The organism is Candidatus Aramenus sp. CH1, assembly GCA_022678445.1.
Taxonomy (GTDB): Archaea; Thermoproteota; Thermoprotei_A; order Sulfolobales; family Sulfolobaceae; genus Aramenus.
The window spans coordinates 270,435-296,220 of sequence record JALBWU010000001.1; the positions used below are offsets into that span (position 1 = coordinate 270,435).

The following is a 25,786-nucleotide window of genomic DNA, read 5'->3' on the forward strand; positions in this document are numbered from 1 at the left end:
GGCTCAAGTGAGAGGCGTAGTACCTTACTGGATCCTCGTGTTCTCCATAGGCTTTGGATGGTTTATCCTGGCGCCCCTAGTGCCAGTTGTGACGTCGACCTTTAAGGTCTCCGTCAGTATGGTAGTCCTCCTCATCTCAGCCTACGGTTACGCAATGGCTATCCTTGGCCTTCTAGCTGGGTTGCTCTCGGCCAAGTTCTCAGTTAGGGTGTCCCTGCTAGCCTCCTCTATACTAACGTCAGTGGGTCTCCTTGGGAGGGCTTTGTCCACCAGCTTCGCCGAGTTCCTAGCCTTCAGCCTCCTGGGCGCAATAGCGTACCCTCTGGCTGTAGCCCCCCTGGGGAGCCTTGCAGAGGCGTACTTAAAAAGAAGGGTACAGACGTTCTCGGGCATAACCGTTGGCCTCCTCTTCCTGGGCATGTCCTTCGGTTCCCTAATGGGCTCGGCAATTTTCTCCCTATTTGGCCTTAGGGGTACCCTCCTAATCCCTTCAGCCCTAGCCTTCGTTGCCCTAGCCTTGACCGCGATAGTTAAGGACTTCCCAAAGAGCTTCTCAAGGTCGTTGAAGGGAGTGTTCAAGCCAGGGATGGTGAAGAACTGGTACGTGGGACTCGCGATTTCCTCCACCTCCGTACTTTTCGGTAGCATAGCGTCTACCGTGTTGGAGCTTCAGAGGCTTCCCCAAGCAGTTGCGGTGTCCCTCGGAGGAATCTTGGGGGGCCTAGGCTTCCTGGGCTCCGCCATGGGTGCAATCCTCCTTTCGGCAGCGTTCGAGGAGTTCAACAGGAAGGTGGGGCTCATATTGACCTCCTTCTTGAGCATGGTGTCCTCCTTTGCAGTTGCCCTTGGTCTCCCCTTGACGGGGTCGTTCCTCTTCTTGGCGGTAGCGTACTTCGCCTACGGCTTTTTCGGAAACGCCTACTGGTCAATGGCCTTGGCCTCGGTCACCTCCTACGCCTCGACCCCAGAGGAGAAGGGGCTAGCGACCTCTATGTACAGCGTCGTCTCAAACGTCGGAGTGGCCGTGTTGCCGGTGTACTTGGGCTCACTCTACAGTAGCTACGCCACCTTGGACTACGGGGCAGGAGCGATAATGGCGATAAACTTCCTGGCCTTCCTAATGGCGTTGCTAATGAAAAGCTAGACAACGTTGGACCTGTACTCCCCCTCCACCTCTCCCATGAAAACCTTCTCCGCAACCTTTCCAGTTAGCTTTAGCCTCAGTGAGTGCCCAGGATTCCTCCCTGGACTAAGCTTAGTTCTTTTTACTCTCCCCTCCCTCAACAGCAGGAGTTCTGCCTCCCCCCTTAAGGGCGCGGAGGTCCCATTGACTGCCACTATCTGGTCGTCTGGCAATAACCCAGCGCGGTCAGCTGGAGAGTCGTCCTCTACGAACTTCACCCTGTTGCCTTCAAGGACTAGTCCGTAGTACTCCTTACCTTCGTCCATGACCTCTAGTCCCAGTTTTTCCCTTATGGCCTCCAAGATATCTCTCGCCGGCCTGTAAGCTAGGTCGAGTTCCTCAAAGCCCAACTCCCTCATTGCCCTGTCCAGCAGGTCAAAAGTAAAGGCACCTCCCCTGCTTCCCTCCCTCAAGGCCTTGAAGCACTCCTCTATACCTTTCTGCGCCTTCGCGTCTGCGTAGAAGGCTAGAGCGAGCCCCCCATCGTAGTAGGACACGGAGGAGTTGAGAAAGTTCTCGTCCTGCCTATAGTACTTTATCCACGTCGTCCTCGAGGACTCAGCCAGACTTACCCTTTTAGCCCCAGGGAAGGTGAGGGAGTGGAGGGCAGAGAGCACCCTCTCCAAACCCTTCTTCCTATCTATTGCCCCGCTCCTCACGGCTACCTTCACTGCCAAGTAGTCCGTGAAGCCCTCGGAGAACCACAGCAGGTCAGTGTAGACCTCGTGCTCGTAGTTGTGCCTTAAGTCAGCCGGGTAGAGCTCCTTTACGTTCAGCCTGTGGAAGTACTCGTGGGCAAAGAGAACTGCCAACTCCTCCCTGTTCCAGGGGACGACGATAGCTGAGGTGTCCCTGTGCTCTATCCCTCCAAAGTTCTTATCGGACCTCCTGAAGTGGAACACGTACTTCCTACTGGGCTGGATTACCTTGTCTGCCTCCTCCGCCACTTTCCTCACAATCTCAACGTCCACGTCGTCGATGGTCGAGATGACATGCATGTCGTCCACCTCGATCAGCTTTAAGTTAGGCGACGCCTCTATTGGGGAGTCGGCGAAATCGTGGTAGTTGTCAGCACAGAAGGCGTCCCCCTCTTGCCTAAGCGTCGTCGCCACTTTCCAGCCTGCAGGAAGGGAGAGCTTGACGCAGTACTTTTCGTTAACTTCAGAGAAAGGGAAGACGGCTGGGGGGTTGATGAAGAGGTAGTCGTCCGTCGAGATGGCCTCCCTCTGATCCTTGCTGGAGGAGTAGACTAAGTAGCGGAAGGTGTCCTTAACGTAAAACTTGTTCTTGGAGATTCTCACGCCCTCTATCTCCACCACGTTCCTCTCAAGCTCCCGGATTAAGTAGGATCCAGGGACGTAGGTGGGAAAGACTACAATCCCTTCCCTCCCCTTCGCTATTACCTCGATGTACCTGCTCCTAGGAGTTGCTTGGAAGAACATGGGTAGATAAGGGAGGGCAAGGTTAAAACCTAGTCGCTTAACGACTTACACGAACTTCCTGTCGACGTTCTTCTCGTACTTGCTTACTCTCACCTTGTACACCACAATGGACACGGCCCAAGTAGCAGCAAACGTGCCGATTATGATTATCCCTATATTGCCCCACCAGACGTCCCCGTTTATGAGAGAGATAGCGTTCCAGAAGGGACCGCTTAAGTTAAACTCTGACTGAATTAAGCCAAAGAGCTCTAGGGTTCCCACCAAATACGCTACCAAGATGGAGATGGTGGTCATGGTCAAGTTGTACCACACCTTTCTCAGGGGATTGCCCATGAACGCCCACCTATACGCTCCGTTCATGAAGAAACCGTCGGTGGTGTCTAACAGCGTCATCCCTGCAGTGAAAAGCAGGGGAAACACAGCTAACGTCCAGAGCGGGACGTTTGTGAACACACCTGCAGAGGCCGCGCTTATCGCGAGCAAGGCGGTTTCCGAGGCCGTGTCGAAGCCTAGCCCGAACAGGAAGCCGATTGGGTACATGTAGTACTGGTTGTCCACTATCCTAAAGAGCTTCTTAAAGAACTTGTTCATGAATCCCCTCTTAAGCAACGCCTCGTTTAGCTTCTCCTCGTTCATCTTGCCCTCCTTTACCTCCTTGTATATACTGTAGATCTCGAATAACACGACGGCGTTCAAGAGGCCTATCAAGTAGAGGAAACCCCCGCTTACGAGCGTGCCCACCACTGAGCCCAAGTTCTCCAAGGAGGGAATGCTCGACTCTATTGCCCTAGTCGCCACCATCAAGGCCACGGAGAGCAGTATTACCACTGAGGAGTGGCCCAAGGAGAAGAAGAGCCCAGTGAAGGTCGAGGACTTCCCCTCCTGGACCAGCTTCCTCGTCGAGTTGTCTATGGCAGCCAAGTGATCTGCGTCAACCGCGTGTCTTAACCCAAACAAATAGGCCAAGACGCCCAATGTAAAAAAGGTGGCAAATGTCCCCTTTACTTTCACCTCGACGTCTCCTACTTCCTCCGAAAGTCTGGCCAACCAGAAAAACAGGAAAGCAGTTAAGACGACTTCCACAAGGTAAAAGGCCGCGCTCTTGACGTAAATTTTATTTGAGGCCATGATATATGGATTGCCTATCCAAATATTTAAGATTTTCCTACTAATTACGATTGTTTTTCCTACCAACTCCGTTTAACCGTTTACGGAAGTCTAGGAGACTTTTTAGCCCTAAAGCTCTAGGAGGATTGTGGACCTCTTAGACCGTTTAAAGTCAAAGGATAGGGAAGACAAGCACAAGGCGTGGTTGGAAGTCGAGGAACTGGTTAGGTCTGGTAATGTTGACCTCCTCTTGGACTTGCTCTGCTTTGAGGACCACGGTACAAGGTATAGGGCGTGGAACTTGTTGCCGGAGTACTTGGGGAAGGTGCCGGCGGAGCAAGTTAAGGAGAGGGAGAAGTGCCTCCTTGAGATGCTAATGGACAGCGACTTAAACGTGAGGAGGCTTGTCTGGTACTCCACGTTGCTTCAAGTCTACAACCTCTTAGATAAGGAAAAGGTTAGGGAACTTAGGAAGTACTGCGAAGAGGCAAAGGGAAAGGAGTGGGCCGAGTTGCTGTAGGAGACGTGCAAGGAGCCCGGGATTAAGACCTAGTTAAGGCTAGTATCCCCGCTATTAGCAAGAGGACGAAGGAGACCCCAAAGACTCCGAAGAACATGGGGAGGGAGAAGACTGATGCCAGGAGTAGGAGTACCCCGGCTACTTTCCTGTCCCCTATTATCGAGCCTATTAGCCCTAGCACAAAGGGAACCATAACGAAAACCAGCGGGAAGAAAAAGAAGGGCCTACCAAAGCCCATCATCATGCCGGGGCCCATGAACGAGAAGGAGAAAAACAACGGCATAAACGCCCCCACTAATAGAAATAGGGTACCTATAAGCCCAAGGACTTGGTAGGTCTCCACTTACACCACCACTATCTCCCCGTACATCCCCATCTGGGCGTGGCCAGGGTACTCACACAAGTAGTAGTAAACTCCAGGGGAGCTCAAGGTAACGGTGAAGGAGAACTCATAGGCGTAGCCACTTGCGTAGTTTGCAGGGGGTATCATTGGCGTTACCGCAAACACGTCCATCTTAACGTACATCATAGCGTAGTAGGGGTAAGGCGGAGGGACTGGAGTTATAGCGAGGTTGTGGTAGTCTCCTGCGTCCAAGTTGATGAATACTACGTGGAGCGTGGCACCGCTGGGCGCTATAATCGTTGGGTTGATGAGTCCCATGACGACGAAGACGTTGTGTTGGTAGTGGGCACTCTGTGGAGGTACGTAGTGGGTCAAGTTTAGTGCCCTTACGTGACCCATGGAAAGGACCACTATACTTATGTCAGTCGAGGTAAAGACTATAGTGTCGTTGGACCTAAAGACCTTTGCCTCCCCAGTAGCGTTCACTTCCGCCTCGGCCTGCGATACGCTCACCTGGCCAGTGTAGGCCAAGGCGTAACCGTGGTAATAGCCCATCATTTCGAACCCTGGGCCGTAACCCATCATACCTCCCATCATCCCGCCCATCGCGCCCGGTCCTCCCGACTTGAAGTACCCCATCATTCCGAGCTGTTGGTTGTAGTAGCTCACGGACTGCTGTTGGTAGTAGCTCGGTAGGTATACGTAGGTATACGCGATGCCCACGGCAACTCCTACCACTGCCACCAAAGCAACCACAACTATTACCTTTAGGAGTTTATTCATGACAGTTCAACTAAGTATATTCGAAGGGGGACAATAATAAGTATTTCCACTAGGATTTTTTCTACTTTTTAGATTTCATTTCATTGAATCTGTAAAGTATGAGAAGTAGACGCGACTCTACGTGAAGCTGACCGCTCCATTCTGAGCGAGGCGTTGACCTCACAATAGCCTTAACTACTACGTGGAAGTAGACGGGATCAGAAAGTACTATGATGCCTTCCTTAAGGTCTCTTATCAGCGACGACAAAGTCTGTCCTTTTGTCTGAATGCCTTAATGGTGGTCTAAAAAACGAGCACTCCTTTGGACTCAGAGCTCTTCAGAGCAAACTCCGACACTCCGCTTACCTTAACCCCCTGCATTAGCTCTTCCTCGCTTATTCCCTTTACCTTCATTCCGAACTCGCATGCAGAGATCTCGACGTCTCCCATGTCCAACAGGTTGTCTATGTAGTACTTCAGGGGCTTGGCGTTCTGCAGGACTATCTTCTCTGCCTCCTTTGTGACCCCCTTTAACGCGTCCATGGTGAAGAACATGTACACCCTGTTCCCGCTCGCCACGTAGCCTATGGCCGTTATGAAGCCCATGTAGAGCTTCTCCGGTTCCCCAGATATCATGAAGAAGGAATATAGGTCAGACAGCTTCCCTCACCCTCACGTACTTTACCGAGTTGTACCAGAACCACATTAGGCAACCCAGAACCGTACAGTACCCCAAGAGCCTCACTGCCACGTTACCTCCTATCACTGAGTTCCCCAAGTAGAAGAAGGCCACCAGCTCTAGGGCTATTGCCAACGGCATCGCCAAGTCCACTGCCCCGAACTCCCACCTGCCTCCTTCCTCCTCCCTAACTATGTTAACTAGGTTGTACCAGAACATGGCCAGCCCCATGAAGACTACGAAGTAGCATATCCACAGCGTAGCGGTCAAGTACCCCTGGAACTGCTGTGGGATGACATAAACTGCTAGGTCTCCGCTTGAAAGGGCTAGCTGGTTGTTGCTGGCCAAGTAGATGACGCTGAACTCGTACCACCCTACTGCGAAGAGGGAGAGCACAAGTGGCGCCAAAAGCTTCCTCACGTACACGGTCTTCACGGCTCACAACCTCTCCTGTACCTTTACCGCCAAGTAGACCCCTCCCAGCATGCCGAACAGGAATATGATCCCGTCGTACCCTAGCTGGGCGAAGTTTGTCCACATCAGCCCAACGTTGCAACCTAGGGCCATCCTGACGCCTATGCCCACCAACATCCCTCCGATAAAGCCTATGAGTAGCCTCTTCTTCTCCCTGGGAATCCTTATCTTGAAGTCCCCGCTCAAGTAGGAGGAGGTGAACGCCCCAACGCACAGCATTACGACCATGAGAGTCGAAGTGTCGACGATCGAAAGGGAGTCGCTAAACCACGGGGTGTTGAGGAAGAGGTGGACTCCAGCGAGCATCAGGATGTACTCGAAGAATCTCCCACCGTCTGACGAGGTTATCACCAAGTAGTTGAAGGTGTACCCTGCTCCCACGAGGAACACCAGGATCATGTCTAGTGCAAGTATCACCGTGGACAAGTTTGTGCCATAAGGCTTCCTCAAGAGGAGCAAGTCCTTGACCTCTTGGCTCAGCTTAAGCCCTCCAGAGGGCTGGGGAGTAGGTGAGGGGATGTTCCCGCCAAAGGACTTCACCGGTATTGCACGGTTGAGCGACATGGAGAAGGAGGTGAACCCTCCACCCTTACCGCTCCACTTCGCCCTAGTGTACCTCTGGAGGTAGACTCCCAGGGAGATCAGAGGTACGCCGAAGAGGAGGGAAGTGAGGAGGACGGTTGTCCCGGAGACGCTGTGGAAGAGCAGGTAAGGGACGTACTCCACGTACCCTCCTGAGGTAGTGGAGAATATGCCCTTCTCCATAGTGTAGAGCTGGAAGGGCCATATGCCCACAGCGAATATGTAAGTACCTATCATCATGCCGAAGAGCTCTATCCAGTTCTGGACGTAACCGGAGGCGGCGCGGTAGAGCATGGACAAGTTGCACCCTCCCGCTAGCGCAGCGCCAAAGCCGAAAATGAACGATCCCACTAGTATGTACCAGCCAGCGAAGTAGTTGAAGTAGTATTGGTCGTAGGCAGGAACAACCCCTGCAGCGACTAGGAGACCACAGCCCAAAGCAGACAGCCCAAAGAGGATAAGGAGGGCGCCGAACCTCTCAAAGCTCCTCACGGTGAATATTGAGGTCATGGCGTTGACAAAGCAGTAGTTGCCCCTCTGGGCTGTCCAGCCCAAGATAAACCCAGAGAGCGCAAAGACGCCAAAGACCACAGCCCAGCTATAGGAAAAAACGGGTTGGAGTATCTCTGGGGGCATCCGCTAGCCCACCTTCATTATCCTGAACTTGTAAACGTCACCGTCCTTTATTATCACGAAGGGGTAGCCGTTAGACTTGCAAAGTGAAGGCAAGGTCACGTCCACCGCAGGCTGGTGGTCGGTAAGCACTTCGAGCACTTGCCCAGCCTTCATCTTCTTTAGCTTCTTGCTCGCCATCATCTCTGGCACTGGGCAGGACTCCCCCCTTACGTCCAACACTTCGTCTGGTTTCTTTACCTTGAGTTCTTCACTCATTTTTTACACCTAAAGAGATAAACGAAATAAATGAATAAAAGATTTATGGGTTTATATACCCTATTTTTAATTCTTGTGATATAAACGTTCTATTTTGTTATCAAGTAGACCGACTTCTCGCCTTGTCTTAAGACCTTGTACTCTAAACTGAAGTGCCTTATTACGTTGATCACGTCCTGTTCCTGTGAGCTTCCAGTCTCTACTATCACCTCTACCACGTCTCCTTTGACCATTTTCTTTACCTTGGAGTAGACCATTAGCTGGGGGATGGAGCAGCAGAGTCCCGTCAAATCGAGAGTAGTCTTCATTAAGTTTAAAAATAAAGAGAGTTAGTTAAAAATGGATCGCTTAGTGCTCCAGGTAGTACACGTTAGTGAGCCCCTCGTATCCTATTACGGAGTTGAGGGCGTCCTCATCGAACAGCTTTACGTTTCCGTAGTCCAGCCTCGCCCCTAGGAGTCTAGGGCCCTCGAAGAGAGAGGTGAGCAACCACCCCCTGCCCTCAGGGGAGGCTACGATAAGTTTTGTCCCCTCCACCTCGAAGAGCTCTGAGTTGATCTTATCTACCTTTACCTCCTTAACGACCTTGTCAAAGTGCAAGTAAAGCCTCGCTATTTCCCCCTCGCTCCTCATGACGTTCTTTACGTCGCTCAAGTCCAGTTTCAATTTGCCTTCTTTCCTGCCGCATATGAAGACGAAGGATGCGTAATCTCCCATGTTCCTCACCTCGTACCTGCAGTTGAACACACGAGCTACCTCGGGCAAGGTGTAGAGTATTGCCGCGGGGTGATCTACTAGGACTTCGATGGGATCAAAGGGCCTTGAGCTTAGAATAGCCTTCTTCGCCTCTATTTCTGGCACTGGGCAAGATGTTCCCCTGAGGTCCAGGGTCTTGGAGGGGACGGTCCGAAAGACCTCTAGTATTGCGAGGTCTTTCCTGGAGACCTGCCTAATCGCCCTAGAGCATATGTCCTTGGCGTAGGCCTCTATGTTCTTGGAGATCTTGAACTCCACTGGAGTAAGGAGGGCGTAGAGAGGGGATATGGCTGTGAAGTCAACTGCTACTTCGTTGCCCTTAAAGCTGACGGTAATGACGAACTTCCCTCCCTCCTCCATTATTTCCAAAGAGCTGGACTTCGCCTTGACGAAGACGTTGAAGTCCTTCTTGAATATGGATAGCTTTGCCCTATAACCGAAGTCCAGCTTCTTCACGTCCTTCAACATGTATAGTCTGCCGTACTTCTCTACGTCAAGTAAAGGGGAGAAATCTTGAATGTTAATTTTAGTTATCATTAACAAAAACTTTACGCTCCAACTATATAAAACATCAACGAATAACTCTTAAAACGCTTGAGGTAGACCTCCTCCCCGTAGTTACTTTTGCTGAGAGTCCGGGGGGATAGACGTCAACTCTGGGCCTTATTTAAGCCTCCACGTGTAGTCTTGTCACCTCTCACGCTCTACCGCGTTAAGTTCCTCACTTAAACCGTATAAACCGTAATTCATCTGTTCATTTTTATATTTATAAACCTTTTTACTGAAATATTTTTAAGCATTAAATTTTAGAATAAAATTATGGAACGCGATGCGTGCGGTTGCGCCTTGGAGAGGAAGTACGCCTCTGACTACCTCTTAAGGAGGCTGTACCAAGGTAAGGGGAAGAGGAAGCTGGGAAAGGTAGAAGTCCAGGGGAGAAAAGTGGAGCTCTACTTAAGCGACGGTAAGCTTACCTACGTAAGTACAGAGTGTCCTATCGCGGTAATAACCATGGAGCGCTTGTGCCAAGTGTTCAACGAGAAGGGTAAGTTAAGCTTAGAGGAGGCGGTGCACGCGTTGGAAGAGGTAAAGGGGTTCACTGTAAGCCAGCTCTCCAGGGAAATAGCGAGAGAGATGGTGAGGATACTTGAAGAGAGTAGCGTACATAGTTGAGTCCCCTTTGGGCAACTACATCTTGGGCCAGATGATAGTCCCCCAGCTGGAAGAGGGGAGGCACTACGTGGAGGTCAAGGGCATGTTCTTCATAGACAACAACGTCTACCTCCTCATGAAGGGAAACCCTCTCGCCGAGAGGCTAGGGAAGCTGAGCAGGGAGAAGGGGATATACCTCCAAGCCTGCGACCAGTGCACCTACATGAGGAACTTGGCGGACAAGCTAATAGATGAGGCCAAGATAGGTTGCTTCCCAGACTTCTACAAGGCAGTTATAGACGAGATCGACCTAGTCATCACCATCTGAATACAACTAATTTACGTATTTCTGAAAGTAAAGAAAACAAAGGTTTATAAATAAGCTAAACTTTTATACGTTATTTTTGAGTTAAACCATATGAACTATAAGCTATTGTTGTTAGTCGGTTTCGTGGTCATAATAGCTGTGGGTTTTGGTTCCGCGTACGTAATGCTGAGGACTCCAACCACCACGACGCCCACGCCAGTCTCAACGTCTATTTCGCCGTCCCAGTCGTCTTCTGGGAGCAGTAGCACAACCCCCAACAACAACTTCTACTTCCTAGTCTTGACCCAGAAGGGGATAAGCATGGTCGTTAACCCGTTCTCGTCATCAGACAGCTTCCTCGGCTTCCAGCACGTCGTAAACATCTCCACCAGCGTCCCAACGCAGGTCTACTACTGGGAGGAGATGCCCTACAACTCCACGGTCAAGCTGGGCCAGTACGTGTTCATGCCCCTCAACAACGGCACAGTCTTCGTCTTCAACTCCTCGGACATGAAGGTGGTAAAGGAGTTTGCCGTGGGTAACTCCCCTGGCTTTATAGGCGTCGCGTACTCGCCCAACATGCAGGAAATTGCAATAGCCGACGGCCCCTCTGGAGTGGTTGAGCTGATAAACGTCGCCAACCTCCAAGTGGTGTGGAAGGACACCTTTGTGTCGACCACAGGGAGAACCTACTACCCGTGTGACGTAAGGTGGGACCCAGCAGACCCCAACATCATACTCGTTCCCATGAGGTTCAACAACAGCGTCGACGAGATAAACGCCGGTAATGGGCAGGTGATAAAGATCCTGTCAGCGTCACCTGGCTCACAGCCCTACATGCTCAGCCCCAACCTACAAGGCAACATGTTGGCAGTGGAGTACGCGGGGAACGACTCTGTGGGCTTCTACTCCCTTCCCAACCTACAGTTCTTGGGGATGGTAAAGATGCCAGGCAAGCTAGTGCCACAGAGGGGGACCTTTACGCCTAACGGACAGTACTACTTGGAAGCGCCTAGCAACGCAAACCAAGTGGTGGTCATATCTACCTCTACCTACACCGTGACCCAAAACATAACGCTTCCCTCCACCTCTTCCCCGGGGCTCGCTGAAATCGGCATAACCCCAGGGGGTAGCTACGCCTTCGTGGTAATTCACGGAAACGTCCAGACAGGAGGGATAATAGCGCTGATATCCCTGTCTACCATGAGCGTTACTTACGAAGTCCCCCTTACCACTGCCCCCGCCATAGTGTTGCCCATCCAGATACCAGCTGCTACCTACTTGGTGGACAACGTCCTCTTACCTCCGGTCACTGGGCTACACTGTTAGGTGGGGGAAATGAAAGGCGTCAATCCAATTTTTTACTATTTCCTGTTCTTTGACTCTACGGTCATCTTTCCCGTAATCGTGAACGGCCTCAGGGTACTTGGCCTCTGGTACTCCCCCTTGGCTGACACAGGCCAACAGACCTTTGCCTACCCCTTCATTGCCTTCTCTGTCTCCTCGATCTTTGCCTCCGTAGTCCTAGGCCTATTCCTCTACAGGAGGAAGGGGTCAAGGTTCATCCTAGTCAGGGGGCCAATGGGGATAAGGAGCGTATTGAAGGCCATGTTTAGGGACAGGGTCGGGAGGGTTCTCATCCTGGTGTACTCCATCTCCTACCTTATCTCGTTCCTGGTGGTTTCAGGGCTACTACTGATCCCAGGAATAAACGTGGACTCCTATTTTGTAAAGCTAACCGCGATTACATACGAGGGTTCAGGGATAAACGTCGTAAGCGTAGGTAACGTGCAGTTGGTGGAGAACTGGGCCATGATCGCCCTGGGCGTCTTAGTGGACGCCTTCCTCACCTTCTCCATGATCCTCTCCTACTACTTTGTGTCGTTGGTTTACGTGTCTCTCAACTTGTACAGGTTCCCCGTGCCGCGTTCCTTTAGGCTCCAGGCTGGTAGCGCGGTGGGGGGTTTCTTGACAGCGTCAGTCCCCTCCATTGGGACAATAGCCGGCATATGTTGCCTCACCCCCACGGCAATTAACTCCCTCCTCTACCTCTCCTCCGCTACCTTGCCGTTGGCGAAGGGGTTGACATGGAAGTACGGGACCTTCGTTCTCGGGGCCTGGACAGGGGGCGTACTCCAAGCGCTGACCCTCCTCTCCCCGGTAATAGTGGGGGTCGCAATATCCTCCGTCTCTGCCTACTACATCTACTTGGTCTCAAAACGCGTGAACGAGGCGATGATGGGTGAGCAGGTTACACGTTGACGACTTCTGGGGCCTAGCCCTAAGGTTGTCCTTAGCCTCCATCTGGTTCAACGCGGGAGTCCTAGGGAAGTTGTTCAACCCAGGCTTCCTGAACCCCAACTCCAACGACTACGTTGGGCTAACCATCTTGTACTTTGCTCAAGGGTCCCCAATTAGGGGCTTTCTTTACGCGGTTGCGTTTCCCCACCCTATACTCACTGGCGTACTGGTGATGGTGGGCGAGATCTCGTTTGGGCTGAGCTTCCTGTTAGGCCTAGGGGTTAGATTGAGCGGTACAACCGCCTTCGCTACTAACCTAATATACTTCCTCTCCGCCTCTTGGACCGGTGCTGAGGAGTTCGGAATAAACTTGCTAATGATGTTGCTTGACGCCTACTTCATAGCTTACGGGGCTGGAAGGTACTCGCTTGATCGGGCGTTGGAGAGGAAGACCCGGGTAGTTAACTCCAAGTACCTAGTAATGGCGGGGGTAGCGATATACGTGGCGGTGGTCTTGTGGCTCTACTTGTACGGCGTTGGCGTGTAACTTAGAACACGCTAGACCTTGTTCAACAGCCTCTCCAAGGCCTCGTCGGAGTAGTAAAAGACCTTGAACAAGTGCTTTCCTCGCGTTACGGTTGTCTCCTTTGCCCCGCGTAACCTTGACCTCACCTCCTCGTCCACCTTTATCCCAGTTTTGCCCTCCACGATCTTCACCATCCACGACGGGTAGTGGAACAAGACGTCCTCACCACTGAAGCCGTACTCCTGGGGGTTCCTCAAGTGGGTTACCCGCAAGTAGAACTCGTACATGGCGTTGCTGAGCCTCCTGTCGTTCATGAGCCTGCCCTTTGCCAAGGCGACAACGTAGAAGGGCAGGTACTTTAACGTGGACCCCTTCCACTTCCTCAAGTCCGACAAGTTGTAGGAAGCCCTAAGGTAGTCCACAGTGACGTTAAACGTCCTCATCAACCTCCTTAGGCTAGACGTGGCGTACCTGTTCTCCCTGAACCCCTTCACTTTAGCGTTCTCCCCTATCAGAAGGGGGAGGTACTCCTCTATCCCCACCCTCGTCACCATTTCCAAGTCCTCGCCCGTGTAGAGGTCCTTCCAGCCCCCCGAGTTTAGTATAGTCTCCTTCCTGGCCACGAAGGTCCCCTGTGCCAAGGTTACCGACACCTTGTCCTTGTCCAAGGAGATGAGCTTCTCTAGGTTCCTGTTGTATATTGCGTCTAGGTCGACGTAGGCGGTGACGGAGTTGTCTGGGCAGTGCCTCAAGGCGTAGTCCCTCCCCTTCCCCCTAGTCGACCTGTACCTTAAAACTGTCAAGTTGTAGTCCCCTTCTATCTCCTTTAGGGTCTCGTAAGTCCCGTCAGTGGAGAACGAGTCCACTATCACTATCTTGTCGTAAATGGGGGAGAAAAAGGACTTTACGCTGTCCCTGACGTTGTTGACGTTATTGTAAACTGTGCCGTAGAGGCAGCGCTTCATCTCTCCTCTTTCCCTACTGGAATATAAAACCTCGGAGGTGAAAAGGTTTTAACTACAAATGCGTAGGCTAAACTGTGATAAGGGACGAGATAAATAGGGTACTGTGGTCTAAGGGGCCCCTAGAGGATTACATGCTGGTGGTCTGGGACAGGTTCAAGGGGTTGACCGAAATACCCTTCACGTCTATCTCCAGAGTGGACAAGAACTACGTGTACTTAAACGACGACATGGTTATACCAATACACAGGGTGAGGGAGATCAGGAAAAAAGGTAGGCCAACTTGGAAGAGAGGAGTAGGGAGTCCTTGAGTGCCAGCTTATACGCCTCTACGACTACTCACCTTTCCTCCTTTTTCCCATTAGTCCTCCTACTCCTATCACAGCCCCTACCGCAACTATCCCTGCTACAAACAGCCAGTTGGGCTCCGCCTTAAGCACCTCGTGTATGGGCCCGTTTACTACCAGCTTAGCCCCTGTGGAGACGTTGAACGTTCCAACGAACCTTCCCAGCAAGTAGAATGGCAGGTTGCTTTCCAGAAGGATCGTCTTTCCAGCGTTGACCCAGCTCTCGTTGCCGTTAATGTCGACGAGGTACTGCTTTACGTAGTTGACGGTCAGCGTTACCGGTCTGTCCATTGTGACACTCAGCGGTGACACTACCGTTATTATTATTCTCTCCTCCTTGTTTACGTAGTACGTCTGGTTCAGTATTTGGATCGTGGTGTTCTCGTTAAACCAACTATTCGATGTGACGTAGCCCAAGACGCCGTCTATGAGCGCCTTAACGGGGAAGTCCACGTTGAGCTGTAGGAGGAACTGCCTCTCCACGTACACGTTTACCTCAGCCGGCCCCTTCACCGTAAGCTGGCTAGGGCTAATGCCCACAATTAGGAACCTAGTGTCAGGACTGAGGTAGTATGTGACGTTCTCGACCTCTATCTTAGTACCTGCGTTGTACCAGCCGGAGGTCAAGGTGGTGTTGGTGCCGTTGACCAGGGCATACGTAGGTATTGGGCTGTTTACGTAGACGTAGTACTGGACAACGGCGTTTACGTGCACACTCGTGGGTTCGTCCACTTTAAAGGAATTGGAGGGGCTCACTGATACTACCACTACCCTTTCCTCTGTGCCGTTGTATTGCATCAAGGGGTACACGGTGACGTTTGACCCAGCGTTGTACCAGCCGGAGGTCAACGGCTCCTCCTTCCCGTTCACCTCTGCGTGCACTAGACCAGAGGGAGTCACGTCGACGAGGAACTGCTCCACGTAGTCCAGAGACAAGGTGGTTGAGGAGCCCACGGTGAGCGACCGTGAGGGAGATACGTTAAGCAAGAGGAACCTAGTGTCAGGACTGAGGTAGTATGTGACGTTCTCGACCTCTATCTTAGTACCTGCGTTGTACCAGCCGGAGGTCAAGGTGGTGTTGGTGCCGTTGACCAAGGCGTAAGCGGGCACTTTAGACTCCACATCAACGTAGTACTGCACCACTTGGTCCAAGACGACCTTCATTGGGGAGTCGACGATGAAGGACATGGAGGAGCTGGCCCCAACCACAAAAAGCCTTTCCCCGCTACCCAAGTAGTAAGGTACCTGCTCTATCTGCACTTGAGCGCCAGCGTCGTACCAGCCTGAAGTGAACGTCACGTTCTTCCCGTCCACCAAAGCGTAAGCCTTACCCTGCCCTACTACCTTAACGTAGTATTGGAGGTAGTAGGTAACGGACACTTTGCCGGGGGACGTTACAATCCCTTGGCAGTCAGTAGCCTCCCACCTAACGCTTGAGGTGGAGTAAGGCAGTTCAGAGGGGTACGAATATGGGGAGCCGTAGTCCACCCAGTATGTCCCCGGAAGGACTGTCTCAAACTGGCCAAAGGACTCCGCCTCTATCTCCGGCTCCCCGTAGTTTCCCCCGCCTACAACGGAGAAGGTGAACGTCACCAAGTCCTGCTTGTAGTAGGTGAAGTTAAAGGAGTAGACGCCATCGGGGGTAGTCGGTACCTCCCCTGAGCTCACGGGCGTAGCCCACCTGACCCCTTGGAACGTCATCGACTCCTCCACGGTGTAGTTGGTGCCAGACGGAACTTGGACGGAGAAGGGCATAGTCGCGTTTATCACTGTGCCGTTGGGGAACTTGAGCGTTACCGTTGGGGGACTGGGAAGGGGTGCTCCTACATAGGAGTAGTTAAAGGTGACAGCCTCTAAGCCCTGGAGCACCACTATTGGTATTTGTACGCTCTTGGAAAAGCCCGGGAAGAGGGTGGCGGTTAAGGCGGCGTAGTAGATGCCCGGGGACAAGGATGACACACCCACCCACACTACCTCGGTGCCGTTACCCTGGAAACAACCGGAAGTGCTGTAAGTGTAAGATATTCCCCCAGGGGCGCTGAGCGAGAACTCCACGGAACCATATGCGTTGACCTGTACTGGGATTTCCTGGACTCCATCCTGGGTTAGGTAAATTGGAGACTGCAAGGACACGGAGAAGTTAGCCACTCCAGTGCCCTCGTAAACCCCACCCTGCACTTCCACCGTGGCCTCCCCTACCAGCTGGTGTTTCTGGTTGTAGACTAGGACGGCGTAGTCTCCCTCCAAGAGGCTGAACTTTGCCCCGTAGTCCGTGAAAGGTATTGCCTCCTGAGCATAGGAGGAGTTATACCCGTACTTTGTCAAGTAGACCAGCACGTAACCTGACTGGATAGGCGCGTTAACCGTTAAGGACCCCATGAACGTGAAGTTCCACAAGCCGTCGAGGCCTCCATTCCCTGCCTCAATTCCTGCCTGGAGCGTCCCCGTCATCTGGTTTAGGTAGTATGGGAGGTCTTGGGCGTTTTCCACGGTATCTGCTGTGTCGCTACCGAAGTTGTAGGCGTTGATTATTTGTTGAAAGTTGTGGCCATTCCAGTACTCCAAGTTCATGAAAACGTACGAGGAGGTTAAGGTTGCCGTACCCCCCACCCCTCCCATGACGAGCTCTATGTCGTACATGTTCCCAGAACCCGTGTACTTGTCCCCGTCCACCAAAAAGTAGACGTTTGACGCTCCCTTGACGTTTAAGATTGTCACCTTGTCGAAGTTTACCCACCCGTTCCCTAGGTTGGCCCAGAAGTACAGAACTGGTTGCCCAGCGGAGTTCTCAGTGACGTTGACCAGCAAGTAGAACGTGAAAGGAGGGACTAAATAGGTTGTCATGTAGGTGTAAGAGTAAAACGTCTGGTTCCCATAAGTGCAGAGGGCCCCGTTACCTTGGAGGGAGTTAACCCAGGCGTAAGGGGAAGTGAAGTTCCACACGTTGTCCGTCACCGTGGCGGAGTGGGTCTCAGTGTTGTACACCAACACGTCCTGGACCCAGAGGGCGTAGGTATTGCCGTTGTATTGGTAGTTCAAGACCCCGTTGAGCTGGAACGCTACCTCAGGGTTACCGCTTGGGGTAGTAGCTGAGAGGTAGCCCACATACACGGAGCCGAGGAGCTGAGTGGTCTCCGTCTTGTAGGGGCCGTATGGGCCCACACCGTAGTCGGCTATCCCCATGGGGGCGGGTTCACCCGTATAAAAGGAGTATATGTTCACTTCCCCGGTCCTCCCTGCTAGTGACTCGTTGGGCGGGACTGGCGGAAAGGCGTAGGCTTTCTTGACGTAGTGGAGCTGAGTTAGGTCAGAGGAGCTTGGCTGTGAGTGAACTAGAAAGGAGGCTATGTTTGCGACTAAAATAAAGGCGAGGAAAACGAAAAGGAATGCCTTCATGTTGGTAACAATAATACATAGTCCCTAATAAATATTCTAAGGAGAAAACGGTTGAGGTCATATCTCGTAGACAAGGGATGCCCTTTTCACGGTTCCGTCGGAAAGCCTGAACTCCGCGACGTAAACGTTCCCCGGTACCAAGGAACCTGCTATCTGAAACTTGAGGAAGACCTTGTTCTCCCCTGGAACCAGCTTCCTCGTGCTAACTTGAGTTAAGGGGAAACCCAAGAGGAAGACGTCCACTATTTCCGCCTCGGTCGAGGAGAACAAGGTGACCTCGGCTTCACCAGTACTTCTAAGCCACCCGTAGCCGACGCTCTTGTCGCTTACCTCTAGGGTTACCGTCTGCCTTCTTTCGAAGGACTTGGCGGACATCTCGGAGGAGGCAAAGTAGCACATGGGATATCCCACCACGGAGCTAAGGACGCCAATTATCATGACCCCCGCTAGCCTTAACTTTTCGTCCTTATACTCCTCTCCCACCTTATACACAGCGTAGCCCACGATGCCGTTTCCCACTGCAACTAGCACAGAGCCCAAGTAAAGTAAAGGGGAATACACGTCGCTGAAGATGAGGGACAACGCCCCTAGCACGAACACGTTAGTACCCAGGTTACCTAGGCTCCTACCGGTCTCCGACACCCTGAGCAGTCCTACCCTGAGCTTTGAGAGGCCCAGGACGAACAAGGCATAGGATACCAGTTCCATGACGAGTACAAGCAACGATAGCAAGGTGAAGCGGAGGAAGGCCATGCCCACGATGGCTAGGAGAATTACGATGGAGATCGTAACATAAAGTGAGCCCTCTTTTAAGTCCTTAAACCCTTGGTTTACTTCCATAACACAGTATTTGGATCCAATTAAAAATTGCTAACTTATGCCCAAGATGCTCTTCAACTTTGAGATGAGAGGTAACGCGTATCCCTTGAACTCCTCGAAGTTGCCATGTGACTTGCTGTTGTAAGCCCCCTGGAAGAGGGTTGGTAGCTCGGGATAGAACTTCTGGCCCAACAAGTTCACTGTGTTGAAGAAGTCCTGAAGCGTTATGGGCATGAAGCCGGACTTGATGGAGGCCTCCTTGACTAATAGGACCACCACGTCCCAATAGGCCTGCATTGCCTCCGGTATCCTTCCTTGGTTTTCCATTATCTGGGCCCTGTAGAGCATGGAGCTGACTTCCTGTTGCAGTGAGAGCTGTGGGTTCGCGTATTGTGGTTGGGAAGCGGGATAATAGTAAGTAGGGTACTGGGCGGGGTATTGATATCCTTGGCTTGAATAGGCATTGACGTTACCAACGCCGACCTTCTGGTAATTGTCTGCCTTTCTCTGGAGGTACTCGTAGAGGAAGTACAGACCAACTATTGCAATTGCCCCTGGAATCCACATAAAGTACGACAAGGACGGGAACGAGATCTCGGCAGCCTCAACCATAGCCGCTAAGAGTAGCTCCAAAGCCGCAAAGGGAACCATGAGAAGGGACCTAACCCAGTCCCTCTTCCAGATTGCGTAAGTCCCAGCTCCAGCAGCGACGGCGTAAGCAGGAAGCTCCAACCAGCTGTGAGGGAGGGTCATGAGTCCTATAGCGTCCACTACTCCGGGAATGTGATATACTGTAGTGGTATAGGACGTTAGCACGTATGCGGTGGAACCAATGGAGAAGAGCAACACGCCTATACCTATGACAGGCAGGAAGTCCACTAACGCAATTGATAAGTTGTGGGAGAATATGGTCAGGAAGAGCAGTACGTAGGGGAGGGAGTCTGTGCTAGAAACTGTAGAGGAGAAGGTCTGGGCCATCTCTGGGTTATTGACTGGAATGGCGGAGACTCCTAGGAATATTGCCAACTCAATTCCAAAGAATATTAGGATAAGTCTTGTTATCGGCCTCATAAGTATTATGGTGGTACTAATAGGTTATATAAGTTTTCCAAATGTTATTTTAAACAGGGAAAAAGGTTCATTTAGGACGGGATGTAACTCCTCTTCGTGAACCTTCTAGGGCGTAGGCGAGCTATTGGTTACGTCCGTCACTATATCTAGCTAGAATGAAACAAGTGTAAATAAAAAAAGATAAATCGTTTTACAGTGAAAATAACGTATGGAGAAAGAGGAAAGGAAGATAACTTTGCGGTTGCGCAACGAGGAATTAAAGGTCGTGGGAATGCACTGCGCCACTTGCGTCGCCACTGTGTCCAAGTCAGTCTCCTCGGTGAAGGGTGTTGTGGATGTAAACGTGAACTTGGCTAGCGGAGAGGCCAAAGTGAGCCTTTCTGGCGCGAAGCTCAAGGACGTTGTGGAGGCCGTAAGGAAAGCAGGTTACGACGTCGTCACACAGAGGGCCACGTTAAAGGTCTCGCTCAACCCAGAGGAGGTGGAGAGACTTAGGGAAGAGATGGAGGAGATGTCCGGAGTCGTGAAGGCGATTGTAAACGTAGACGGCGTTGTTTACGTCGAGTTCAACCCGCTGTCCACCAAGGCGGAGGAGATAAGAGAGGCCTTGGAGAAGGAGGGTTACAAAGTTTCAGTACTGGCAGGGGAGGAGGAAGTCCCTGAGGTTCTCGCGTCTAGGAGGGAACTCAGGGGCTACCTCTACGCCCTGGCTGTTGGCGTTGCGTTCACTCCGCTGACTTTGATCTTCCAGTACACAGGCCTGACCTTCTTAGCCCTCCTCTTCTCAGTACCAGTACAGTTTTACTCGGGGCTGAGGTTCCACTTGGGGGCGTGGCGGGCTTTCAAGAACAAGACGACCAACATGGACACCTTGGTCTCCCTTGCCTCAAACGTTGGCTGGCTCTACAGCCTCTACTCCTTCCTAGGCGGTGGTCCAACCTTCTTCGACTCTATCTCGCTCCTCATCACCTTCATCTTGGTGGGGAAGACGTTGGAGGCGTACTTGAAGGCAAAATCAACCAACGAGGTAGCGGGGCTCCTTTCGGTAAAGGCCCACGCACTTAGGGAAGGAAGAGAAGTAGAAGTGGACTCGTCTAAGCTGAGGATAGGGGACGTTGTAGTAGTGAGGACAGGGGAGACGATCCCTGCTGACGGCGTAGTTGAAGAGGGGATGGGAGAAGTAGAAGAGGCAATATTCACGGGGGAAGCTAGACCCTCAAGGAAGGTCAAGGGCTCTCCCGTGATAGCCGGTTCCACCCTAGTGTCTGGAGCCCTCAAGGTGTACGTAACTAGGGCTGGAAATAGGACTTACTTGGCCCAAGTAGTCCAAGCGTTGAGGGAAGCGCAGAACGTCAAAGTTCCCATTCAGAAATTAGTGGACAGAGTGTCGCAGGTCTTCGTCCCCACGATCATATCCATTGTAGTTGTCGTCTTCCTCGTCTGGAAACTGCTCATGGGCGTTCCCACTTATGAGGCTGTCCTGTTCTCGGTGGCAGTGTTGGCTGGAGCTTGTCCCTGCCCCCTCGGCCTAGCCACCCCGATGGCAGTACTAACTAGCGTAAACAAGTTGGCTAAGAAGGGAGTAGTGGTAAGGGACGGGAACGCAATGGAGAAGCTAGACCAAGCCAAAGTGTTCATTTTCGACAAGACCGGTACCTTAACGAAGGGAGAGTTTAAGGTCACAAAGGTCACAGTGGACGAGGAGACCCTAAATGCGGTGGCGAACCTAGAGGGCTACAGCTCCCACCCTATAGCTAAGGCCATCGCCAAGCTGGCGAAGAGGAAGTTGAAGGTGGAGAACTTCTCCGACTTCCCTGGAGAGGGAGTCTTTGGCATAGTGGAGGGAAAGAGCATAATAGTTGGGAAGAAGGACTTCGTGCTCAGAAACTGCGAGGGAAATGGGGAAGAGAGCATTCTGGTCTGCGTCGACGGGAAAGTTGTTGGGAGCATCGTGGTGGAGGACGAGCTAAGGGAGGACGCAGTGACGATGATAAGGGAGCTCGTCAAGCAGGGTAAGGAGGTTTACGTAGCCACGGGTGACCCAGACCCCAAGTTGGACCTAGGCGTTAAGGTCTTTTTCGGCCTCTCCCCAGACGAAAAGGTGGATCTGGTGAGGAAGATGAGGAAGAAGGGGCTCACGGTGTTCGTGGGAGACGGCGTTAACGATGCCCAAGCCATAAGGGAGGCCGACGTTGGTATAGCGGTCTCCTCCGGGACAGACATAGCCAAGTACGCGGGTGACGTGATAGTGCCATCCGTGAATTCCATCTTGGAGCTGGAGAGGATGGGGAGGAGGACGGTGAGGAAGATAAAGGAGAATTTAGCATGGGCTTTTGCCTACAACTCGGTCTTGGTAGCGATAGCCTCCGGTCTCTTTTACCCTGCGTTGTACCTACCGCCGGAGTACTCAGCCCTCGCAATGAGCCTAAACAGCGTCTTCGTCGTAACTTGGTCCCTGGTTAGCTGACTTCCTCGAGACCTCTCTCTCATAGGCCTTAAACAAGGATTCCAGTGTTAGGATGCCCACTAACTTGTCTCCCTCCACTACGCTAACCCACCTGGTCCTGTTCCTGCCCATTACCTCCAACGCGTGCTCAAGGCTGGAATTAGGGGAAACGGTAGGCACTCCAGTCAGCACGTACTTTCTCAAGGGGTCGTCTCCCCTTTTCCCTTGGAGCTCCCTCATGTAAACGACGCCGACGAAGTTTCCCGCCCTGTCAGTGACTGGGACGCTCATCAAGTTATTGTCCTCCATTAACTTCCTCGCCTCCTCTACCGTAGAGTCTACTGAGGCGCTCAGCTGTAGTAGCTCGCAGTCCTTGACTTTTAGCTCCCTCATAACCGGCACCTCGTATTCTGCTCTATGCGCTGGGGAGTCCCTCCTAGTGGGCACTTGTGCCCCGTTGATGGTCTCGCTACCTGAGACTAGGTAGGCCAAGGCCACGGCGACCATGGCCCCTGGAAGCACTTGAAGGCTCTCAGTCATCTCAGTAACCATAATGATCATGGACAGGGGCACTTTCCCCGCTGCAGCAAACACAGACATCATGCCTATGACCACGAAGGGGGCGACGGAGTTGACCACCCCCGGGAAGAGGGAGTGGAAGGCTAGGCCCATAGCCCCTCCTAGGTATGCCCCAATGAAGAGAGCTGGTACGTAAACTCCCCCGCTACCCCCTGAGCCTACCGTTAGGCTTGTGGAGGCTATCTTCAGGAAGGGGAGCAACACTAGAAGGGCCAACGTAGGTAACACAGGGGAGTAGAGGGAAGACAGTCTCCCAAGCTCCACTAGGTTTATCCATCCAGTCCCCTCCCCCAAGACCTCCGGTGCCATCAGCGCTATACACCCAGCTAGTGCCCCTCCAATAGCGGGCCTTAAGAACCTAGGGCTTATCCTTTTGAAGGCGTTGTTTACTGCGTAGAAGCTCCTAGCGTATAAGATGCCCACTAGCCCGCTCGCTACTCCCAAAACTGCGTAGAGGGGAAGCCTGAGGGGGTCAAAGGATTCCGTGTACTGACCAAAGATGGGCGAAAACCCAGTGAAGAAGCCAAAGATAGTGTAACTTATTGAGGAGGCGACCAAGGAGGGATAGATAACCTCGGGCTCGAGGTCCCTCAAGTAGAGGATCTCAGCTGAGAGCACTGCCCCACCTATGGGTGCCTTAAGTATGGTCCCTATACCGGCACCGATCCCCACCGCCACGGCAACCCTCCTATCCTCCGGGGACGTCGAGAGGAATTTGACTATGGAGGAGGCCAGGGAGGATGATATGAGGGCAGAGGGGCCCTCCTCCCCAGCGCTACCGCCGGAGCCAATGGTCAGCGCCGACGCCAGGAGCTTGAAGGGGGCGACCACCCACCTCATCCTCCCTTGGTAGCGGTGAAACGACCTTATGGCGTAGTCTGTGCCAGACCCCTCTACCTCTGGGACTAAGATGGAGATTACTCCCACCAGGAGCCCGCCGAGGGCTATAGCAAGGGGTATGAGGAAGTACCTCTCAGCGTGGAAGTGAAACTGGGCGCTCCCTCCTTCCCCAAGGGGCTCTGGATAGTCCATTCCCACTAGCCCCTTGATGAACAGGAAGTCGAAGACCTTCACGAGCTCGTAGAGGGCGGTTATTGAGAGCCCCGTGATGACCCCTATCACAAGTCCTAGAAAGAACCACCTCTCGAAGTAGGGCAGGGACACCTTCAATGCCCCTTCACCTCAAGGGCCTTAAGGAGCTGGTCCACGTAGTTCTCTTCCCCGTATATTACAAGGTCGTCGACGTCCTTCTCATAGTACTTCTCTATTGCCTTCACCACGCTCTCCACAGACCCCGTCATAATGTCGACCACTTCGCCTCCCCTGAGCTTGTCGTCCTCGTAGACCACGAAGGCCATGTTCCTGTACATCTGGATCCTAAAGGCAGCGACCACCTTTCCGTCCTCCACTTTCTTGTACAAGTAAACGAGGAGGACGGGCTCCGTCAAGGAGTGCCTAACGTACTCAGCTAACTTTATCATGGAACCCATAAAGTATTTAGTCCCGCAGTGTAAAAAAACGTAATGTCTTTGCTGGACGAGTTCTTCGAGTTCCTCAAGGTAGATACAACCTCAGCTAAGGGGAAGGGAGAGGAAGGTGCCAAGTTCCTAGTGGACTTCATGACGGAAAGGGGGATTGAGGCTGAGCTGGTTAGGCACAAGGCTGTCAACCCCTACGTGATCGGGGAGATAGACGTAAAGGCCAAGAAGACCCTCTTGATTTACAACCACTACGACGTCCAGCCTGCAGAGCCTCTAGAGAAATGGGACACTGACCCCTTCAAGCCCGTGGAGAAGGACGGGAAGATATACGCGAGGGGGGTTGCAGACGACAAAGGGACGTTGATGGCAAGGCTCCAGGCTGTGCTTCAGCTGCTAAAGGAGGGAAAGCTAAAGGTAAACGTAAAGTTCGTCTACGAGGGGGTAGAGGAGATAGGGAGCCCCTTCATAGAGGACTTCCTTCAGGATTATAAGGAGAGGCTTAAAGCCGACTACGTGCTCTGGGAGGGAGCGGGAAGGGGAGCCGATAACTCCCCTGAGATAGTCCTAGGCGTCAAGGGACTCCTTTACGTGGAGATAAGGGCGAGGACGGAAAAGGACTTGCACTCCATGTACGCCCCTATAGCCAGGAACCCCGCTTGGGAGCTTATCTACTTCTTGACAAGCCTAAGGTCTGAGGACGGAAAAGTGAGGATCAAGGGCTTTTACGACAAGGTTAAAAGGCTCACCGAGGAGGAAGTGAAGTACTTGAGAGGGTCTAAGGAAGAGGTGGAGAAGGCACTGGGCCAAAGCGTCCCCGAGGAATTCATGAGGAAGCTAGTCGAGGAGCCTACATGCAACGTGGCGGGGATATACGCTGGGTACACCGGAGAGGGGTCGAAGACAGTGATACCCTCATACGCCTTCGCCAAGCTCGACTTCAGACTTGTGCCAGACCAAGACCCTGAGGACGTGCTTGAGGAACTTAAGAAGGTATTGCCCAGCAACCTAGAGCTTAAGGTGTGGGGCAAGGTGAGGCCCTACAGGACGTCAATTAACAGCGAGATAGCGAGGGCCTTGATCTCCTCAGCTAAAGAGGTGTACGGTGTCGACCCACTCGTGATGCCCAACTCCCCCGGAACTGGTCCTATGGAGGCCTTCGCGAGGATACTTAACAATAACCAGATTGCGGACGGAGTAGGGGTAGGGTACTACGGCTCCAACATACATTCCTTTAACGAACATATATACAAGGAGGACTACTTTAAGGCTATGGACTGGATGAAGGAGCTCGTGATGGAGCTACAGAAATAGGCTCTAAGATAACACTAGCAAGGACAACGTGTCAAGGAATCGTATTATGTCCCTTTTTGTCCCTTGGTTAGAGTCGGTAAAAATTCGCTGATAAAAAAACCTCGCCTTTTAAGGCGGGGTTAAGGTTTTAAAGTATAAAAACAATTTCCTTTTATGGCGCTTCCTTTGGCGAACTAAAGATGAGGGGCGGGAGCCGATTACCCCCGCAATGCCAGAGGGAAGCGTCAGAACAATCGTCGTAAGGCTCTTCCCAAGTGGGTAAACAGAGGAAACTGAGGAAGTTGGCAGACGCAACAGCAAAGCTGTGGAACGAGATTAACTACGAGAGACAGCAATTCTTTCAAGAAAAGAAAGTGAACCTCAATGACGCGTGGTACAAGTATTACGAGAAGTACAAGAAGGTTCTAAG

The 25,786-nt window shown here is 52.3% G+C and carries 25 protein-coding genes and 1 pseudogene; 10 read left to right on the forward strand and 16 right to left on the reverse strand.

Annotated features, from left to right (window positions below; translation table 11 throughout):
- The first annotated feature begins 7 nt into the window (after positions 1-7).
- Positions 8-1,144: an MFS transporter gene (locus MPF33_01470; GenBank protein ID MCI2413912.1), complete on the forward strand. Its 1,137-nt coding sequence runs from the start codon at positions 8-10 to the stop codon at positions 1,142-1,144.
- On the opposite strand, the gene MPF33_01475 is transcribed toward MPF33_01470, so the two are convergent.
- Both MPF33_01475 and MPF33_01480 read right to left on the reverse strand, forming a co-directional pair.
- Entirely contained in the window at positions 1,141-2,625 is a 1,485-nt protein-coding gene (locus MPF33_01475; protein ID MCI2413913.1) for a PDZ domain-containing protein, read from the reverse strand. The genes MPF33_01470 and MPF33_01475 overlap by 4 nt on opposite strands.
- A 45-nt stretch (positions 2,626-2,670) precedes the next feature.
- A complete protein-coding gene (locus tag MPF33_01480) occupies positions 2,671-3,753 on the reverse strand; it encodes a HoxN/HupN/NixA family nickel/cobalt transporter (protein ID MCI2413914.1) in 1,083 nt (360 codons plus the stop codon).
- A gap of 127 nt (positions 3,754-3,880) precedes the next feature.
- Between MPF33_01480 and MPF33_01485 the strand changes: the two genes are divergently transcribed.
- Positions 3,881-4,252 carry a hypothetical protein gene (locus MPF33_01485; GenBank protein ID MCI2413915.1) on the forward strand — a complete coding sequence of 124 codons (372 nt, stop codon included), beginning with the start codon at positions 3,881-3,883 and terminating at the stop codon, positions 4,250-4,252.
- Between the two features lie 22 nt (positions 4,253-4,274).
- On the opposite strand, the gene MPF33_01490 is transcribed toward MPF33_01485, so the two are convergent.
- From MPF33_01490 to MPF33_01525, 8 genes and pseudogenes are all read right to left on the reverse strand, one after another.
- Positions 4,275-4,595, reverse strand: a complete 321-nt coding sequence (locus MPF33_01490) for a hypothetical protein (protein ID MCI2413916.1) — start codon at positions 4,593-4,595, stop codon at positions 4,275-4,277.
- Complete coding sequence (locus MPF33_01495; GenBank protein MCI2413917.1) at positions 4,596-5,378, reverse strand: plastocyanin/azurin family copper-binding protein; 783 nt, start codon at positions 5,376-5,378, stop codon at positions 4,596-4,598.
- 282 nt (positions 5,379-5,660) lie between these two features.
- The gene (locus tag MPF33_01500) at positions 5,661-5,993 is read right to left on the reverse strand and encodes a DsrE family protein (GenBank protein ID MCI2413918.1); all 333 of its coding nucleotides are present in this window, start codon (positions 5,991-5,993) and stop codon (positions 5,661-5,663) included.
- Between the two features lie 220 nt (positions 5,994-6,213).
- Positions 6,214-6,471 (reverse strand): annotated as a pseudogene (locus MPF33_01505) (hypothetical protein).
- A 3-nt stretch (positions 6,472-6,474) separates the two neighbouring features.
- On the reverse strand, positions 6,475-7,728 hold the full coding sequence (locus MPF33_01510; protein ID MCI2413919.1) for a YeeE/YedE family protein: 1,254 nt from the start codon (positions 7,726-7,728) through the stop codon (positions 6,475-6,477).
- A gap of 3 nt (positions 7,729-7,731) precedes the next feature.
- Entirely contained in the window at positions 7,732-7,983 is a 252-nt protein-coding gene (locus MPF33_01515; GenBank protein ID MCI2413920.1) for a sulfurtransferase TusA family protein, read from the reverse strand.
- 89 nt (positions 7,984-8,072) lie between these two features.
- Complete coding sequence (locus MPF33_01520) at positions 8,073-8,291, reverse strand: sulfurtransferase TusA family protein (protein MCI2413921.1); 219 nt, start codon at positions 8,289-8,291, stop codon at positions 8,073-8,075.
- Between the two features lie 40 nt (positions 8,292-8,331).
- On the reverse strand, positions 8,332-9,276 hold the full coding sequence (locus MPF33_01525) for a sulfurtransferase TusA family protein (GenBank protein MCI2413922.1): 945 nt from the start codon (positions 9,274-9,276) through the stop codon (positions 8,332-8,334).
- Positions 9,277-9,558: 282 nt separating this feature from the next.
- Between MPF33_01525 and MPF33_01530 the strand changes: the two genes are divergently transcribed.
- From MPF33_01530 to MPF33_01550, 5 genes are all read left to right on the forward strand, one after another.
- Positions 9,559-9,912, forward strand: a complete 354-nt coding sequence (locus MPF33_01530) for a hypothetical protein (GenBank protein MCI2413923.1) — start codon at positions 9,559-9,561, stop codon at positions 9,910-9,912.
- Positions 9,887-10,219 (forward strand): sulfur reduction protein DsrE, encoded by a 333-nt coding sequence (locus MPF33_01535; protein ID MCI2413924.1) that lies wholly within the window; start codon positions 9,887-9,889, stop codon positions 10,217-10,219. The genes MPF33_01530 and MPF33_01535 overlap by 26 nt, the downstream gene beginning before the upstream one ends.
- A 90-nt stretch (positions 10,220-10,309) precedes the next feature.
- Complete coding sequence (locus MPF33_01540) at positions 10,310-11,527, forward strand: YncE family protein (protein ID MCI2413925.1); 1,218 nt, start codon at positions 10,310-10,312, stop codon at positions 11,525-11,527.
- 9 nt (positions 11,528-11,536) lie between these two features.
- Positions 11,537-12,460: a hypothetical protein gene (locus MPF33_01545; GenBank protein ID MCI2413926.1), complete on the forward strand. Its 924-nt coding sequence runs from the start codon at positions 11,537-11,539 to the stop codon at positions 12,458-12,460.
- A complete protein-coding gene (locus MPF33_01550; GenBank protein ID MCI2413927.1) occupies positions 12,441-12,986 on the forward strand; it encodes a DoxX family membrane protein in 546 nt (181 codons plus the stop codon). Before MPF33_01545 ends, MPF33_01550 begins: the two co-directional genes overlap by 20 nt.
- An 11-nt stretch (positions 12,987-12,997) precedes the next feature.
- Here the strand turns inward: MPF33_01550 and MPF33_01555 are convergent, their stop codons facing one another.
- Positions 12,998-13,930 carry a glycosyltransferase family 2 protein gene (locus tag MPF33_01555; GenBank protein ID MCI2413928.1) on the reverse strand — a complete coding sequence of 311 codons (933 nt, stop codon included), beginning with the start codon at positions 13,928-13,930 and terminating at the stop codon, positions 12,998-13,000.
- A 74-nt stretch (positions 13,931-14,004) separates the two neighbouring features.
- Here MPF33_01555 and MPF33_01560 point away from each other — a divergent pair, with 74 nt between their 5' ends.
- Positions 14,005-14,238: a DUF504 domain-containing protein gene (locus tag MPF33_01560; GenBank protein ID MCI2413929.1), complete on the forward strand. Its 234-nt coding sequence runs from the start codon at positions 14,005-14,007 to the stop codon at positions 14,236-14,238.
- A gap of 24 nt (positions 14,239-14,262) precedes the next feature.
- Here MPF33_01560 and MPF33_01565 read toward each other — a convergent pair whose 3' ends face one another.
- From MPF33_01565 to MPF33_01575, 3 genes are read right to left on the reverse strand one after another with little or no spacing between them, the layout of a single operon-like run.
- Entirely contained in the window at positions 14,263-17,670 is a 3,408-nt protein-coding gene (locus MPF33_01565) for a thermopsin (GenBank protein ID MCI2413930.1), read from the reverse strand.
- A gap of 57 nt (positions 17,671-17,727) precedes the next feature.
- Positions 17,728-18,510 carry a DUF973 family protein gene (locus tag MPF33_01570; GenBank protein ID MCI2413931.1) on the reverse strand — a complete coding sequence of 261 codons (783 nt, stop codon included), beginning with the start codon at positions 18,508-18,510 and terminating at the stop codon, positions 17,728-17,730.
- 30 nt (positions 18,511-18,540) lie between these two features.
- Positions 18,541-19,560: a stage II sporulation protein M gene (locus MPF33_01575; protein ID MCI2413932.1), complete on the reverse strand. Its 1,020-nt coding sequence runs from the start codon at positions 19,558-19,560 to the stop codon at positions 18,541-18,543.
- 208 nt (positions 19,561-19,768) lie between these two features.
- Here MPF33_01575 and cadA point away from each other — a divergent pair, with 208 nt between their 5' ends.
- Positions 19,769-22,027 carry a cadmium-translocating P-type ATPase gene (gene cadA, locus MPF33_01580; GenBank protein ID MCI2413933.1) on the forward strand — a complete coding sequence of 753 codons (2,259 nt, stop codon included), beginning with the start codon at positions 19,769-19,771 and terminating at the stop codon, positions 22,025-22,027.
- Here the strand turns inward: cadA and MPF33_01585 are convergent.
- Positions 21,986-23,755, reverse strand: a complete 1,770-nt coding sequence (locus MPF33_01585; GenBank protein MCI2413934.1) for a chloride channel protein — start codon at positions 23,753-23,755, stop codon at positions 21,986-21,988. The genes cadA and MPF33_01585 overlap by 42 nt on opposite strands.
- Positions 23,752-24,075: a hypothetical protein gene (locus tag MPF33_01590; GenBank protein MCI2413935.1), complete on the reverse strand. Its 324-nt coding sequence runs from the start codon at positions 24,073-24,075 to the stop codon at positions 23,752-23,754. The genes MPF33_01585 and MPF33_01590 overlap by 4 nt, the downstream gene beginning before the upstream one ends.
- A gap of 33 nt (positions 24,076-24,108) precedes the next feature.
- Between MPF33_01590 and MPF33_01595 the strand changes: the two genes are divergently transcribed.
- The gene (locus MPF33_01595; GenBank protein ID MCI2413936.1) at positions 24,109-25,377 is read left to right on the forward strand and encodes a M20/M25/M40 family metallo-hydrolase; all 1,269 of its coding nucleotides are present in this window, start codon (positions 24,109-24,111) and stop codon (positions 25,375-25,377) included.
- Positions 25,378-25,786: the final 409 nt, after the last annotated feature.

Bases quoted from the DNA above. Each gene is read 5' to 3' on its own strand.
- MPF33_01510 (MCI2413919.1), bottom strand. From the start codon at position 7,728: ATGCCCCCAGAGATACTCCAACCCGTTTTTTCCTATAGCTGGGCTGTG.
- MPF33_01590 (MCI2413935.1), bottom strand. From the start codon at position 24,075: ATGGGTTCCATGATAAAGTTAGCTGAGTACGTTAGGCACTCCTTGACG.
- MPF33_01480 (MCI2413914.1), bottom strand. From the start codon at position 3,753: ATGGCCTCAAATAAAATTTACGTCAAGAGCGCGGCCTTTTACCTTGTG.
- MPF33_01495 (MCI2413917.1), bottom strand. From the start codon at position 5,378: ATGAATAAACTCCTAAAGGTAATAGTTGTGGTTGCTTTGGTGGCAGTG.
- MPF33_01500 (MCI2413918.1), bottom strand. From the start codon at position 5,993: ATGATATCTGGGGAACCGGAGAAGCTCTACATGGGCTTCATAACGGCC.
- MPF33_01575 (MCI2413932.1), bottom strand. From the start codon at position 19,560: ATGAGGCCGATAACAAGACTTATCCTAATATTCTTTGGAATTGAGTTG.
- MPF33_01475 (MCI2413913.1), bottom strand. From the start codon at position 2,625: ATGTTCTTCCAAGCAACTCCTAGGAGCAGGTACATCGAGGTAATAGCG.
- MPF33_01570 (MCI2413931.1), bottom strand. From the start codon at position 18,510: ATGGAAGTAAACCAAGGGTTTAAGGACTTAAAAGAGGGCTCACTTTAT.
- cadA (MCI2413933.1), top strand. From the start codon at position 19,769: ATGGAGAAAGAGGAAAGGAAGATAACTTTGCGGTTGCGCAACGAGGAA.
- MPF33_01555 (MCI2413928.1), bottom strand. From the start codon at position 13,930: ATGAAGCGCTGCCTCTACGGCACAGTTTACAATAACGTCAACAACGTC.
- MPF33_01520 (MCI2413921.1), bottom strand. From the start codon at position 8,291: ATGAAGACTACTCTCGATTTGACGGGACTCTGCTGCTCCATCCCCCAG.
- MPF33_01540 (MCI2413925.1), top strand. From the start codon at position 10,310: ATGAACTATAAGCTATTGTTGTTAGTCGGTTTCGTGGTCATAATAGCT.
- MPF33_01545 (MCI2413926.1), top strand. From the start codon at position 11,537: ATGAAAGGCGTCAATCCAATTTTTTACTATTTCCTGTTCTTTGACTCT.
- MPF33_01525 (MCI2413922.1), bottom strand. From the start codon at position 9,276: ATGATAACTAAAATTAACATTCAAGATTTCTCCCCTTTACTTGACGTA.
- MPF33_01515 (MCI2413920.1), bottom strand. From the start codon at position 7,983: ATGAGTGAAGAACTCAAGGTAAAGAAACCAGACGAAGTGTTGGACGTA.
- MPF33_01530 (MCI2413923.1), top strand. From the start codon at position 9,559: ATGGAACGCGATGCGTGCGGTTGCGCCTTGGAGAGGAAGTACGCCTCT.
- MPF33_01565 (MCI2413930.1), bottom strand. From the start codon at position 17,670: ATGAAGGCATTCCTTTTCGTTTTCCTCGCCTTTATTTTAGTCGCAAAC.
- MPF33_01595 (MCI2413936.1), top strand. From the start codon at position 24,109: ATGTCTTTGCTGGACGAGTTCTTCGAGTTCCTCAAGGTAGATACAACC.